Source organism: Thermoplasmata archaeon (assembly GCA_035632695.1).
Taxonomy (GTDB): Archaea; Thermoplasmatota; Thermoplasmata; order RBG-16-68-12; family RBG-16-68-12; genus RBG-16-68-12.
The window spans coordinates 1-13,311 of record DASQGG010000176.1 but is presented as its reverse complement, the minus strand read 5'-3'; the positions used below and the strand labels follow the sequence as shown (position 1 = coordinate 13,311).

Sequence of the window (13,311 nt, the reverse complement as noted above, 5' to 3'; positions counted from 1 at the left end):
AGGATTCCGGCGGACTGTACCGGCTCGACTACACCGGGTTCGACACGTCAGGAAACGTCCAAGTCGGCGTGGCGACTTCGAGGGACCTCCAAAACTGGACCCGGTTCCCCCTCAATCCCGTGCTAGCGGCTGGGGCCAGCGGATCCTGGGACACCCACGTGTCAACCCACAGCGTCGTGCTCCTGGGGTCCGAGTGGATCGCCTACTACGAAGGCGCCCAACCGGGGGGCAACGGCCAGATCGGCTCTGCGACATCGCTCGATGGATACAACTGGACGAAGAACCCAGCCAACCCAACCATCCCGCCGGAACCGGCTCCCGCATGGGACGATCTGGGTCTAGGAACCCCGGATCTGCTGCTGGATCCTTCGGGACCGAGAATCTACTACAACGGTGGCAATGGCGGCCCCTTCCGGATTGGGCTGTATCGGTTCGGTCCGCCGCGCGCCGAGACGTATTCCGGGTGGTACGTCTCCGCCGTGTTTGACTCCCGGGAAGCGGGGACGATCTGGCACTCCCTTGCTGCGAATGCAACGGCGGTGCCTGGCACATCCGTATCCTTCCGGGCGCGGGCGGGGAACACGTCGACTCCGACCGGTACGTGGACGACATGGACGCCGTCTGCCCGCCTCACCTCCTTGCCGCCGACCCGGTTCCTCCAGGTCAGGGCAGACTTTCTGAGCGATGCCTGGAATACAACCGCCTTCCTGACGAAGATCTCGGTCGACTACGGACCGAACGTTCCCGGCGGCGCGGCCGAGGGCACCGTCCTTGGCATCCCGATCTGGTCCCTCTTCCTCCTTGCACTCGTGGCAGGTGTTGGTGTGGTGACGGTAGTCGTGGTGTTGCTCTCTCTGAGAGGCGAGCGCCGTCGCCCGCCCATGGGGTGACGGACCGCCGACACGCGGATGGGCAGCGACAAGCCCAGGCTAGAGCTCCCGTCGGGTAGCATCCATCGACAAGGCCCGGCGGATCCTGCACTACGAGCCCCAGACGGACTTCCAGACGGGGCTGGAGAACGTGCACGCCTGGTTCGAGCAGAACTGGAGGAACATCCGGAAGTCGGCCGAGTTCTGAGCCGCCCCGGGTCTCGTCCCGGGACGGTTGACGACGTCCCCCGATCCGTGGCAGCCGGAAGGGCTTTGCCGCGACAAGCCGATGCGCTTCCGGCATGAAACCGGAGAACCGCGCACTCTTGGCCTTGGGGACGGCGGTCGTCGCCGTCACAGCCGTGGTGGGGGCGTACCTCCTCGCGTCACCTTCTCGCCCCACGACCCTCGTTGTTCCCTGGGGAACGGTCTTCCAAGCGCCTTTTGGATTCCAGTTCAACGTAACGCCCCCCGGAGGCATCCTCCTCGGTGCATGGTCCTCGACCGGGAAGACGTGCGTGTTCTTGCTCCCTTACGGGTCGTCGATTCCGCACGCCGTCCTCGAGAACTGCGTCGCCGAAGGAACCACGTCTGGGACGTTCAACGAGAACGTGAGTTCGGTGTGGAGTTTTGGGTACATGCTCGCCTTTCTATCCGACAGCCCTGTGACCGTCAGGGTGACCCGGACGATTCAGGTCGTGTACTGAACTGGACCCCTCAGACGGTCCATGTGGACCATTCTGGACGACGGCGCGAGGACGACGGGTTTGGGTTCTTCATCGAGCATGCGGGAATCGCGGTGCGCCTTCCGGACTCGGAACCGACCCGGGAAAGGCGCACCAGTATTCGAACGAGTTCGCGGTCCTCGGGAGCGATACAGTTGGCCCGGACTACGGGTTCCCGGGCGGAGGCGCCAGCGGCGGAGGGCGTGGTGGCGGCGTCGACGGCGGAGTGGTCGGTGCTTGCGCGGACCGGCGTCGGCGACGCGCCAGCAGGACCACCGCACCCGCCGCGGCAACGGCCACGACGATGGTCAACGCAATCAGCCCTTCGGTCAGCGGGCTCTGAGGTCCGAGGACGGCCGGGCCCTGGAGCTGAACGGTCACGGTGATCTGCATCGTCGCTGGGTTGCCTGACGTGTCCGTCGCACGTGCGTAGATCGTGTTGGGTCCCGCGGTCAGGGCGACGCTCCCTGACCATGAGGTCGTGCCCGAGGCCCGCGTCCAGTGTGTCCCGTCTGTGCTGAGCTCGACCTTCTGCACGGCGACATCGTCCGAGGCTGTCCCCGTCACGGTGACCGCCGTCGAGGTGAGCAGGCTGTTGTTCACCAGCGAGGTGATCGTAATCGAAGGTGGGGTCGTGTCTGCGGGCGCTGTCGGCGTGGCGTGGATCTCGTTGGACACCGGGCTCTCGCCCACGCCGTTCACGGCGCTGACCTCGTAGTAGTACGTCCCTCCGTTGGTCACCCCGCTATCGGTGTACGTGAGGACCGAGCCCAGCGTCGCCAGCAGGGTCTCCGATCCGGAGGTCGTGCCGCGGTACACCTTGTAGGCCGTGATCGCCGCGCCCCCGTTCGACGCGGGGGCGGCCCAGGTCAGGACGACCCGGCCGTTGCCCGCCGTGGCCGTGAGCGTCTGGGGTGCGGAGGGTGCAGCCGGCGGAGTGCCGTAGGCCTCGTTGGACTTCGCCCCCTCTCCCGCGCCGTTCACGGCGCTGACCTCGTAGTAGTAGGTGGTCCCGGCCTTGACCGCCGGGTCCGTGTACGTCAGCACGGGGCCCACGGTCTTCAGGACCGTCTCACCGCCCGAGATCGTGCCGCGGTAGATGCTGTAGTTCACGATGCTGGATCCGCCGTCGGATGCCGGCGCCTGCCAAGTCAAGGTGACTTGCAGCGTGCCACCCACCGCCACCAGGTTAAGGGGCGCGGTGGGCAGCGCGGCTCCGTACTCGTAGCTCCAGGCATCGTCCAGGGGGGTCGAACTCGTGGACGCCCCGCCGAAGAGCACGGAACGCCCCGCCTTCACGTCGAAGTCCATCACCGCGTCCGAGCGAGGCATGGGCGAGTGGACCGGTGTCAGGTTGGCCCAGCGGTTCGAGGCGGAGCTGTATGCCCAGGTGTCGTTCCGGTACGAGGAGACAAGGAGCCCGCCCGTGCCTCCGAATAGGATGAATCGCTGGGCCGTCGCATCGTACGCCATGGCGCCGGCGGCGCGTCCGGGAGGGCTCACGGGTGGCAGCAAGTGGGTCCAGGCGTTCGCCGTGTAGGCGTACGAGTACACGTCATTGGAGAACGCAAGGCTGGTCCCCGAGATGGTCAGGCCACCGAACTCGAGGGTCGCCTGGGCGACGGGGTCGTAAGCCATCGTGGCTCCGAATCGCCCCGAGGGCGATCCGGCGGGACTCCGGAGGGACCAGGTGTCCGTCGAGTAGTCGTACGCCCATGTGTCCGCATACATCACGTTGCCGTACGGCCCGCCGGCGCCGCCGAAGAGAAGGGACTTGTCGTCGACCGGGTCGTACGCCATGGCTGCAAAGACTCGCGAGGGCGGGTGCGTGGTCTTGGTCACGTTCGTCCACGTGCGATTCTTGTAGTCGAAGATCCACGTATCGCTCAGGCTGACCGGGAACGCGGGGGAGCCGCCGAAGAGAATCGCCCGGTCCGCGTGGGCGTCATAGACCATCGAGGCGATGGCCCGAGGCGAGGGCCCGGCGATCGGGGTGATGTTCGTCCACGTGTTGTTCGCGTAGTCGTACGACCAAGTCGAGTTCGTGACGGTCGAGCTCGTCACGCTTCCGCCGAAGAGGATGAATCGGTCCGCTCGGGAGTCGTAGACCCAGCTCGGGGCGTCCCGACCCGGCAGCTGACTGCCCCGGAGCGTCCACGCGCCGCCGGGAGGGACCATGGGCTGGATCGCCAAGCGGGCGGGAGGCTGCACCGTGGGGATGGATATTGCCGGCCCTGCCGTGGTCGGGGCCAGGATGGGCGAGAGTGCGAACGGGAGCAGGCTCGTCATGACAGCCAGCGCGACGAACGCGGTCAAGCGCATCAAGCGCCCCTCCTGGGACTCGGAGGTGATGCGCGGATGATTCCAAGAACCTACCGGAAGTCCGCGCGCCGTTCGTTCGCCCCGCGCGATTCGGCGGCAGATTCGGGAATTTCGGCCGGATATCGTGGTCGGACTGGGAACAAGGCGGGCATCGTCTTCAAGGAGTGGCGGAACTCGGAGAAGAAGAACCGCCTCCTGGCGTCCATCGACAAGGCGCGGCGGATCTTTCACTATGAGCCCCACACAGACTTCCAGACAGGGCTGGAGAACGTGCACGCCTGGTTCCAGGAGAACTGGAGGAACATCCGGAAGTCGGCGGAGTTCTAGCGCTCCATCACCCCAAGAGAGCGCCCCTGGTGGTCTCTCCGCAATCAGGCGACCCATGGCGGATGCTCCGCCGACTCGGACTCTCCCCCAGGGGCAAGTCGCGATGGGCTCGCGCCCCGCCCCGGGTCCGAACCCGCGGCCTCCCTGGGCGCCGAAGTCCGGACCGAACGAGGCCGGCGGCTTCGTCCTGTCAGCCCTCGCTGGCGCGGCCCACTCTCCGCTCCGGACCGTTCGCGCTTTCCCCAGAAAGGGTCAAGTAGATGAAAAGCATTACAAAAAGGAGTGAACCTCTTTGCTGCCCTTCGACGTCGACAGGGCGCGCATCGACGTGAGCAAACACTTCCGGAACACCTGGATGCGGAAATGGGGCTGGGACCATGTCGATCTGCGCGAGGCGCTTCGGGAGGCCTACCGTGCCACGAAATCGGGAAAGGACAAGTGGGAAGTCTTCGTACGGCGGAAGGGAAGCAAGAAGCTCATCTTGGTTCATGAGGCGGGCACGAATGAAGTCTTCGTCATCACCGGTGCGGAAGGATAAGGGCGGGACCCGCTGCCCCGTCTGCGGGAAGGGCGAGCTGGTACCCGTCGACGACATCGTCTCCGAGATTGAGGGCTACACGTTCGTCGAGCGGGGGCGCCGCTGTAGCGTCTGCGGGGAGGAGTTCCTACCGGAAGAGGAGAGCCAGCGGCTCATCCGGGTCGCGCGCCGCCTCGGGATTTGGGGCGGCCCGTTGAAGCTCCGGCGGAAGCTCTCCCGGAGCGGCCGGGGCACGGTGCTGCGAATCCCCGCGGACATCGAGCGCAGCCTTGGCCTCCGAGGCGACGAGGAGGTCTCCGTTTCGAAGGCTGGCCGGAAGATCATCATCGAAGTCGACTGACGCACGGTTGGACACGCGCCGTCGGCTTCCCGAGATCACGGGCAACCACGCCGGCATCGTGTTCAGGGAGCGGCGGAACTGGGACAAGAAGAATCGCCTCCTCGCCTCGATCGACAAGGCGCGGCGGATCTTGCACTACGAGCCCCACACGGACTTTCAGACTGGCCTCCAGAACGTTCACGCGTGGTTCGAGAGGAACTGGAGGAACATCCAGAAGTCGGCGGAGTTCTGACCTCCGGGCTCCCGTCCCGGGACGGTTGACGACGTCCCCCGATCCGTGGCGGCCGGAAGACGTATGCCGCGACCGAGTGATGTGACCGCCGTGGACCGCGACATCCGGGCCTTCTACCGGATTTCCGAGGACTTCACACGATATCTGGCCACGAGCAAGGAACGCATGGAAGAGCTGAGGAGCCTCTGGCGCTCGAATCGGCGCTTCTTCGGCACACGGGTCCTCGACCTCGCCTGCGGGGGCGGCGTCCTCGGGTTCCTCCTCGAACCCGCCGGTCATGGGTACGTAGGCATCGAGGTGAACCCGGACATGATTCAGGGAGCGAGGGCGTACGCCCGCGAAGTGGGTTCGCGGAACCGATTCCTCCTCGCGGACATCACGCGGAAGCGGGTTCGTGGCCAGTTCGACACGGTGACGACCCTGGGCAATGCACTCTGCCACTTCACGCCCGCGGATTTCACCCGAGTCCTGACCAACGTCCAGGGCGCCACGCACCGGCGCAGCTACTTCCTTCTGGAGTACCGGGATGTTGTGGCCCTACTGGCTCGTCAGGAATGGTGGACGCGCAAGACGATACGTCGGGGCAAGAACAAGGTGCACGTCGTGACGAAAGCGTACGACACGGAGCACGGGGCCATCGAGCAGGACCACACGAACGTGGGCAGCGGGCGTCGAGTCCGGTTCCGCCATGCCATCTGGTCCCCGTTCATCCTCGAACCGTTGATGGCGTCCTACGACTGGACCCTCGTTAAGAGACGACGCGGCCGGCGGGATGTGGTTCTCGACGTGTACGAGCACAGGTGATGTTCCGGTCGGCAACGGGAGTGCCCGAGCCGACGGCCGCCGGAAGGGCTATGCCGCGACCCGGGGATGTGGGTTTCGGCATGAGTGCATCCCAGCGTCCCAAGGACTGGCGGGGATTTTGGCAGCACGTGGATGCGCCCTCTCCACATGCTGCTCCCTATGAGACTGGCTGGCGCTTCGTCGCGGTCATGACTGTGTGGGCGGTCATCTTTCTCGGAGGATTCTGGTGGTTGCAGTCTTCGTTCAGCCAGCAGGCCGCCGCCGTCTTTGGGATGGCATTCCTCATTTTCACGTTCATCGTCTTGCTCGTCGCCATCGGACTCCTGCAATCGCGTGCGGCGAGACTCAAGGGAAAGTGAGCCTGCCACCACCCCGCCTCCCGTTTCTCCTCCTCCCTGCCTTGTCGGGTGTCTTCGTCTCCGTGGCGGTCACGGCGATCGGCCTCTTCGCGGCTGGCGTGCTGCGAGTCCTCTCAACCCTTCACCCCTTCCTGCGAAGCGGCGCCGAGATGACCCTGGTAGGAATGGGCGCCGCGGCGGCCACCTACCTAGTTGGCCTCGTGGTGGGCGGGGTTGTCGGCTGAGACGTTCGAGATCGACAGACCAACCAAGCGGCCAACGTTCGCTGCGGAAGATGACCGGGTCCGCCGGGCCAGGGTCGGTGCCGCCGACCACGATTTGCATGGCGAATCGAGAGCCTCGTCCGTTCCGGTACAGGCTCCTCTCCACGCGCCGCTTTCGTCTTGGGATCGAACGAAGGACGCAAGGCCCCTGCGTAACGACCCGAAGCGGCCCCCTAAGCTCCTCCCAGCGTGACGAGGAGGACCGTGGCGAACCCCGCGACCAACCCGACGAAGATCCCCACCATGAGGATCGTGTTGGGGGCCTGTCGCCTCCCGACGTTGTACATCATCAGGGTGACGTAGACGAGGGCACCTCCCGCGACGCTGAGAAACAGGACGTAGGTGAAGGCGGAGCTCCAAACGCTCCCCACGATCGTCCCGAGGAACGTGGGGCCGCCGCCGATCAGGCCCGCCGTGATAAGAAACCGAACGGTCGGCCGCTTCGCGAGCCCCGTGAGCGGACCCGCGATTCCGAAGCCCTCCGTGGAATTGTGCGCCCCGAAGCCGATGATCAGGAGGAGGGCGAGCCCGATGGAACCGGAGGCGTACGATTGCCCGATCGCGAGGCCCTCGCTGAAGTTGTGCGCACCAATGCCGATCGCGATCATCGTTGCGAGCCGGTACGCGTCCGCGCTAGGGGATGCTGCCTCGGCCCCGCGCCGCCTGAGGTACCGCGCCTCATAGAGGACCAGACCGAGGAGTCCGACCGCGAGGCCGCCGAAGAGGGCGAGGAGGGCCATCAGGGCGTCTCCCAAGGGCGCCGTCCCCGTGAACGCACCCACGGTCGCGTCCTCCACGGAGGAGAGCGCGTGGGCGAAGACGTCGACGATGAGGAAGACGAGGATGCCCATGGCGATCGCGTTCAGGAAGCCCTTGACGTTCGAGCTCACCTTCTGCAACGCGGCCAGGGGGAGGCCCAAGAAAATCGTGAAGCCGGCCACCGCCCCCAGTAACAGGAGTTCGACGTAAGCGACCAAGACGAGTCAACCTCCCCGAATCGTCGCAAGCCCCGAGCCACCGTTGGGAACCATCGGATGCACGCTCCGCTTTCGGCCGACCGAAATCGACCCGCCCGGGCCAAGATATAAGGCCGTTATAAACATTTCGCACGTGAGCTTTCGGAGGAGATGTTCACGGCGTGAACAACGCCCAAGCCTTATCAAAGGAGTGGTTCCTTCTCGAACCATGCCAAGGATTTCAATCGGAGTTACAGGCTGGGTTCAAGTTCTCCAGGGACTGGTCGCCCGGGAGCTCGTCGAGGAGATGGGGCTCTCGGGTCGCCGGGCGGCGGAGCTGCTGGGCGTGGCACCCTCCGCAGTCTCCCAATACCTGTCCGGACGTCGACTTCGGACCCTCTTCCCCGCCTTCGCGGCGAGGGGCGAAGCGCGCCGAATTGCGCGGAGGGTCGCCCAGCGACTCGCGGACCTGCCCGCGGGCACCTCGGCTCCGCCCCGTCTTTTCCTCGAGGCGGCCGCGGAACTCGCTGAGCGAACGGGGGAAGCCACGCGCGGTCGAGTAAGGGCGGAACATGAGCCGGACACAGGCCCCGACCGCGACCTCGTGAGGGCCTTGCGCCAGCGGGTGCGGGGGGAGCAGACCGCCGTGACCTCGTGCATGCAACTGGCCCAGAAAGCACGGGACGAGCTGACGCGCGCGGTCTTCCGCCAAATCGCATCGGACAGCTTGCGCCATGCGGAGATCGTCGCCTCCCTCGCCTTCCAGCTGGATCGAGGCACGGCGACGACTCACGCCTCCGGAATCACCCGACGGGACGTGGAGCGCCTGATCCAGAAGGAGCGAGCCGCGGAGGAAGGCGGTCGGGACTTCTCGCAACACCTCGGCGGCACGATGGGACTCCTCGCCGCAAGCATGGAGGCGGACGAACGCAAGCACGAAGAACTGCTGAAGGGACTCCTAGCATCGGGCTTCCGCGAGGGGTAGCAGGGCGCACGGTCTGCGTCCACCGCATCCCGAAGGCATCCTGCCTCTTCAAGCCCGAAAGCTCACCCGAAACACGGCGTTGGGCTCGATGACATGCGAGCGGTTCCGGCCCTGTTGAAACCGACCCGGCCCCGTTCGCCCCCGAGTGGCTGGCGCGATCCCCCCGGCATCGGTTGTACTTACGGAAGGCGTATGCCGAGGGAGATCGCTGGCATCAGTGGATGGAGAGCAAGGGAGACGAGTGGCGAGATGTTTCTCGGCGCCGAGTCGTCGTGCTCTTGGTGGCGTGGGTGGCGACGCTCGTCCTCGCGTCCATCGCGGGAGCCGTCGCCAACGTTCAGCGTACGGTGACCGAGCCCGTGATTTTCGCATCGGCGGGGCTGTGCCTCCTGCTCCTCGGTCTGTGGAGCCGGCCCAAGGGAGCGGTCTCGCTCGGTCCCCCCGCGCCTCTTCGACCCGTGCCCATCCCGTTGAGCCGGAAGGCCCGAGGCTAAGCCGGTCCTGCACACGACCGCGGAAACCCGTGACCCGGACCACGCGAACCCACCGGAATTCCCTCAGCGTGGGCCGCGTTGGACAACCCATTGACGTGCCGCACGCGCGGTGGCGGGACCTGCAACACCCGCCCGGCCAACGAGGTGGCGATCTACCGAGCCAGCAGCTCTTGGGGTGCGCTGCGACGGATCTTCGAAGGCTCGCCGCTTGCGAGGAAACCCCAGAACATGAGCGCGATTCCGATGAGCTCGCTGAGATACAGGGCCCAGGCAATCCCGAAGCGCGTGAGGGCCCCGCCTGCCGCGACCACGAGCGCTCCGATGGCAATCCAGGCGTTGAAGAGGAGCCGCGTCCTCCAGTAGGAATACGCGGCGACACCGATCAGGGCTAGGCTTCCGGGCACGGTGAAGAGAGGCGACCAGATTCGGACCGATTCCGAGAAACCGTCTCCCCCTGGGATTGGCTCGCTGAACGCCGCTTGGAGCACGGGGGCGCCGGCGATGACCCACGCGAACGCGACGAACAGGATCGCCGTGTAGGCCGCGAACGCGTACCCATACCGTCGGTTCACGAGGAGGACGGACCCGGTTCCGAGGACGGCAACCAGGGGCGCCGCGACGACATAGTAGATCCGGTAGATTCCCTCGCTCCAGCCATAGGCCTCGGCGAGGAATTGCGTGAAGGCTGCGACGGCGTACAGGCCGAGGCCCAGGGACCAGGCGAGCTGGAACGGCTTCCGGCGGTCGAGCCACTGGTGCAGGACCAGGGCGGCAAACGCGACGCTGATCGCAGTCGCGGCGAGGGACACCGCCGCGCCGGCAAAGCTCACGGTCCGCGGGCCTCAAGCATGTCCCTTGAACTTTTCCACCAGGGTCAGTCCAAATCGGATGACGCCGGTGCGCCCGCTGAGCCGAAATTCGTCCTGGGAGGCCCCGGCGTACATACAGTCCTTGCGCAATGGCTTTGCCACAGATTTCGGTGGGCCGAACCGTGACGCCCCTGGACTACGGGCGGCTTCTGATGGCCCTCACCCTGTCCGTGCATTCCCTGTTCGTCATCCCTGGCATCGGACTCGCCCTCTTCATCTCCTTGGCCGAGTTCCTAGGCCTCCGGACTCGCAACGAGAACTACCTCCGGATGGCGCGGACATGGTCCCGCGGCTTTGCCCTGCTCTTCGCCGTCGGCGCCGGCTCCGGCGTCGCGGTCGCGGTCCAACTCTTCCTCCTCTGGCCCACCTTCATGGCCGTCGCGAGCCAGGTGATCATCCTCCCCTTCTTCATTGAGGTCTTCGCCTTCTTCACGGAGGCGATCTTCCTCGGCATCTACATGTACTCGTGGGACCGGTTCAAGAATCCGTGGCGGCACTGGCTCGCCTCGGTGCCGATTGTCGTCGCCTCGGCCCTGTCCGGATTCCTGATCACGACGGTCAACGCCTTCATGAACGCCCCCACCGGCTTTGCGCTCTCCGCCGGGAAGCTCGTGCACGTCGATCCCGTCGCGGCGATGCTGAACACCGCGGTCCCGTACGAGACCTCACACGTGCTCCTTGCATGCTACGTGGGGACCTCCTTCATGCTCGGAGCCATCTACGCCTTCAAGCGGCTGAGGGGGGATTCGAGCGAGTACGCGAAGGTAGCCTTCCAATTCGCTCTGAGTGTCGGCCTGGTTGTCGCGATTCTTGCCGCCATCACGGGCAGCCTCTCCGCCTCGTTTGTTGCTTCGAGCCAGCCCGAGAAGTTTGCGGCCATGGAGGCCCTGTACCACACGCAGTCGTCGGCCTCCGAGACGTTCTTCGGCATCACGATACCCATCCCGGGACTGCTGAGCTTCCTGGCGACGGGTTCCTTCAACGGAGTCGTCACCGGCCTCGATGCCTTCCCCTCCTCGACCTGGCCCGACGTCGGCCTTGTCCACACGGCCTTCAACGTGCTGGTCACAATCGGCCTGCTCCTGGTCCTCATCGCTCTGGTGAACCTCGTCCTCGTGCGGTTGCCGGCTCGCGAGAGGCTGCGTCGCCTCTCCCAATTTGCAGTCGTCGCAGCCGGTCCCTTGGCGTACGCAAATTTCCTCCTGGGTTGGGCCGTCACGGAGGTCGGACGCCAGCCGTGGATCATCTACAACGTAATGACCGTCCAGGAGGGCTTCACAGCCGCCGGAGAGACGGTGCCTGCCCTGTTCTTCGCCTTCGCGGCCTTCTACGCGGCCCTGCTCGGGTTGACGGTCGTCGTCCTCCGTCGGCTTTACACGGCCCGTCCTCGCGAACCCAAGCCCGCCCCGGGGGCAGCGCATGGGTGACGCGTTCCTCGCGTACATGATTCTGTGGGCGGCCATCCTCGCCTACTTCCTCCTGGCCTCCATCGACTTTGGGACCGGTTTCTACCACCTGATGTCCTGGCGGCATCCTCCGGGGGAAGGGGTGCGCGAAGCCATCCGCTCCTACGTCAATCCGCGATGGGAGGTCACGAACGTCTTCCTCGTCCTGATCGTGGTGAGTGCCGCGGCCTTCTTCCCGGGCCTCGTCAGCGTCCTCGGTACGGTGCTCCTCCTTCCCGTTTCCCTGGTCGCCGTCCTATTCATCCTGCGGGGCGCCTTCCTGGTTTTCGACTTCTATGGAGGCGAGAGGCGTCTCTTCGCGACCACCTACTCGCTCGCCGGACTGCTCATCCTGCCTCTCCTGTCCGTCGTCCTCACCCTGATCATTTCCAACCCGGTCACGGTCCAGAACGGAGCGCCCTCCTTCGACATCCTGTCTCCGCTCTCCAATCCCGTCACCTACGTGACGGCTTTCCTCGTGTTCGCGGGCCAGATTCTCCTGAGCGGCGTCTTGGCGATGGCCTATGATGAGAGCCCGGAGGACCGGGAGGTGTACCGGAATCCCGTGTACGCTTCCATGGGAACCGTTGCCGCCCTTGGAATCGCGGAGCTAATCCTGCTGCGTGCCAACGCCGGGTACGCCTTCGACAAGATGCTTGAGCTCGCCCCCGTGATGGTCTTCGCCGGCCTCCTGTTCGTCCTGGCCGGGTTCCTGGTCTGGCGCGGCACGCGGCGGCTCGCCCTGTACGCCTTCCTACTCCTCGCCGCGGTCGACTCCATCGCCCTCTTGACCTTCGCCCTGGCGCACTTCCCCTATCTAATCTACCCGGACATCACCGCGGGCCAGATGCTGGCCGCTCCGGAAATGCTGACCGTCCTGACCCCCACCCTCATCCTGGGCTTGCTGGTCGTCGGTCCCGCCCTCCTCTACCTGAACTACCTGTTCCGATCGGAGAAAAGTTACTGACCCGGGCACGTGTGAGGACGTTTCGTGCACCAAGCGGAACTAGAAAAGACGGGCCGCCCGGGCTTGTCGGCGAGCGACAACAACCCAATCGGGGGCTCCCACGCCTTCTGCCTGCAACCGGCTCCGATGGACGGGGGATCATCGCACGCAGAACAACAATCTAGAGCTTAAGCGCCCAGTCGGTCATTTAGAACCTGCCTCAATGGTCTCCCAAAGGAGGCAAGGAGGGAGGGGTTCGTGGCCCGTCCACTCGAGCTTGGGGAACTCATCGAGACGCTTCGGGAAGAGCACGGCGAGGTCAAGCGACGGCTCGCAGAGCTCAAGGACGCGGTGGAGAGACGCTGGTACGCGAAGGCGGCAGAATTGGTGTCCTCCCTCTGGGACCCCCTTCGTCAGCACGTGATCGACGAGGAAGCGAAGGTCCTGAAAGCCATCATCGACGCCTATGGACGCGAGGGCGCCCGGGATGCCATCGAAATCGCGCAGGTCCACCGTGAGATCCGCTCCAGCATCGAAGAACTCGACAAGCTAGCGCGACGAACACCGGGGATGCTTGGTCCCGAGGTTGCCAAGCTGAGAAAGCTCCTCGAGGATCACTTCGAGGCGGAAGAGAACAGGATGTTCCCGCAGGCGCTGAAGGCTCAACGCGAAGTCCTCACCCGGCGGTGAGGGCTCGTTCCCGAGAATCCGGGTCCTGTCAGCGCTCAATCATCACCGTGATGACCTTCCGTGGCGTCCCGAATGGACCTCTTCTTAGACGGGAACCCTGGTAATGGCAGTTCCCTCCCGTGAAATGGTCTTCAGGCAGGCCCTTGG

Annotated in this window: 17 protein-coding genes; 14 read left to right on the top strand and 3 right to left on the bottom strand. The window is 65.4% G+C overall.

Going from position 1 to position 13,311, the window contains the following annotated elements; translation table 11 throughout:
- Window positions 1–890: hypothetical protein (locus VEY12_11210; GenBank protein ID HYM40687.1), on the top strand; the 890-nt coding region annotated here is incomplete at its 5' end.
- A gap of 281 nt (window positions 891–1,171) precedes the next feature.
- Complete coding sequence (locus VEY12_11205; protein ID HYM40686.1) at window positions 1,172–1,576, top strand: hypothetical protein; 405 nt, start codon at window positions 1,172–1,174, stop codon at window positions 1,574–1,576.
- 183 nt (window positions 1,577–1,759) lie between these two features.
- Here VEY12_11205 and VEY12_11200 read toward each other — a convergent pair whose 3' ends face one another.
- Window positions 1,760–3,916 carry a kelch repeat-containing protein gene (locus VEY12_11200; GenBank protein ID HYM40685.1) on the bottom strand — a complete coding sequence of 719 codons (2,157 nt, stop codon included), beginning with the start codon at window positions 3,914–3,916 and terminating at the stop codon, window positions 1,760–1,762.
- 36 nt (window positions 3,917–3,952) lie between these two features.
- On the opposite strand from VEY12_11200, the gene VEY12_11195 reads away from it, so the two are divergent.
- The 7 genes from VEY12_11195 (at window position 3,953) to VEY12_11165 (ending at window position 6,740) form a co-directional block, all read left to right on the top strand.
- A complete protein-coding gene (locus VEY12_11195; GenBank protein ID HYM40684.1) occupies window positions 3,953–4,243 on the top strand; it encodes a hypothetical protein in 291 nt (96 codons plus the stop codon).
- 292 nt (window positions 4,244–4,535) lie between these two features.
- On the top strand, window positions 4,536–4,781 hold the full coding sequence (locus VEY12_11190; GenBank protein ID HYM40683.1) for a hypothetical protein: 246 nt from the start codon (window positions 4,536–4,538) through the stop codon (window positions 4,779–4,781).
- Window positions 4,768–5,121: a hypothetical protein gene (locus VEY12_11185; protein HYM40682.1), complete on the top strand. Its 354-nt coding sequence runs from the start codon at window positions 4,768–4,770 to the stop codon at window positions 5,119–5,121. The genes VEY12_11190 and VEY12_11185 overlap by 14 nt, the downstream gene beginning before the upstream one ends.
- Before the next feature lie 7 nt (window positions 5,122–5,128).
- Window positions 5,129–5,353, top strand: coding sequence for a hypothetical protein (locus tag VEY12_11180; protein HYM40681.1), 225 nt, complete (start codon window positions 5,129–5,131; stop codon window positions 5,351–5,353).
- A 90-nt stretch (window positions 5,354–5,443) separates the two neighbouring features.
- Window positions 5,444–6,157, top strand: coding sequence for a class I SAM-dependent methyltransferase (locus VEY12_11175; GenBank protein HYM40680.1), 714 nt, complete (start codon window positions 5,444–5,446; stop codon window positions 6,155–6,157).
- Between the two features lie 80 nt (window positions 6,158–6,237).
- A complete protein-coding gene (locus tag VEY12_11170; GenBank protein ID HYM40679.1) occupies window positions 6,238–6,516 on the top strand; it encodes a hypothetical protein in 279 nt (92 codons plus the stop codon).
- Entirely contained in the window at window positions 6,513–6,740 is a 228-nt protein-coding gene (locus VEY12_11165) for a VIT1/CCC1 transporter family protein (protein HYM40678.1), read from the top strand. Before VEY12_11170 ends, VEY12_11165 begins: the two co-directional genes overlap by 4 nt.
- Window positions 6,741–6,952: 212 nt before the next feature.
- On the opposite strand, the gene VEY12_11160 is transcribed toward VEY12_11165, so the two are convergent.
- The gene (locus tag VEY12_11160) at window positions 6,953–7,756 is read right to left on the bottom strand and encodes a ZIP family metal transporter (protein ID HYM40677.1); all 804 of its coding nucleotides are present in this window, start codon (window positions 7,754–7,756) and stop codon (window positions 6,953–6,955) included.
- Window positions 7,757–7,964: 208 nt separating this feature from the next.
- Between VEY12_11160 and VEY12_11155 the strand changes: the two genes are divergently transcribed.
- Complete coding sequence (locus VEY12_11155; protein HYM40676.1) at window positions 7,965–8,720, top strand: hypothetical protein; 756 nt, start codon at window positions 7,965–7,967, stop codon at window positions 8,718–8,720.
- Between the two features lie 221 nt (window positions 8,721–8,941).
- Window positions 8,942–9,214: a hypothetical protein gene (locus tag VEY12_11150; GenBank protein ID HYM40675.1), complete on the top strand. Its 273-nt coding sequence runs from the start codon at window positions 8,942–8,944 to the stop codon at window positions 9,212–9,214.
- A 152-nt stretch (window positions 9,215–9,366) separates the two neighbouring features.
- Here the strand turns inward: VEY12_11150 and VEY12_11145 are convergent, their stop codons facing one another.
- Window positions 9,367–10,044, bottom strand: a complete 678-nt coding sequence (locus VEY12_11145; protein ID HYM40674.1) for a hypothetical protein — start codon at window positions 10,042–10,044, stop codon at window positions 9,367–9,369.
- A gap of 161 nt (window positions 10,045–10,205) precedes the next feature.
- Here VEY12_11145 and VEY12_11140 point away from each other — a divergent pair, with 161 nt between their 5' ends.
- From VEY12_11140 to VEY12_11130, 3 genes are all read left to right on the top strand, one after another.
- Window positions 10,206–11,510, top strand: a complete 1,305-nt coding sequence (locus tag VEY12_11140; protein ID HYM40673.1) for a cytochrome ubiquinol oxidase subunit I — start codon at window positions 10,206–10,208, stop codon at window positions 11,508–11,510.
- Window positions 11,503–12,495, top strand: coding sequence for a cytochrome d ubiquinol oxidase subunit II (locus VEY12_11135; protein HYM40672.1), 993 nt, complete (start codon window positions 11,503–11,505; stop codon window positions 12,493–12,495). The genes VEY12_11140 and VEY12_11135 overlap by 8 nt, the downstream gene beginning before the upstream one ends.
- 237 nt (window positions 12,496–12,732) lie before the next feature.
- Complete coding sequence (locus VEY12_11130) at window positions 12,733–13,164, top strand: hemerythrin domain-containing protein (protein HYM40671.1); 432 nt, start codon at window positions 12,733–12,735, stop codon at window positions 13,162–13,164.
- Window positions 13,165–13,311: the final 147 nt, after the last annotated feature.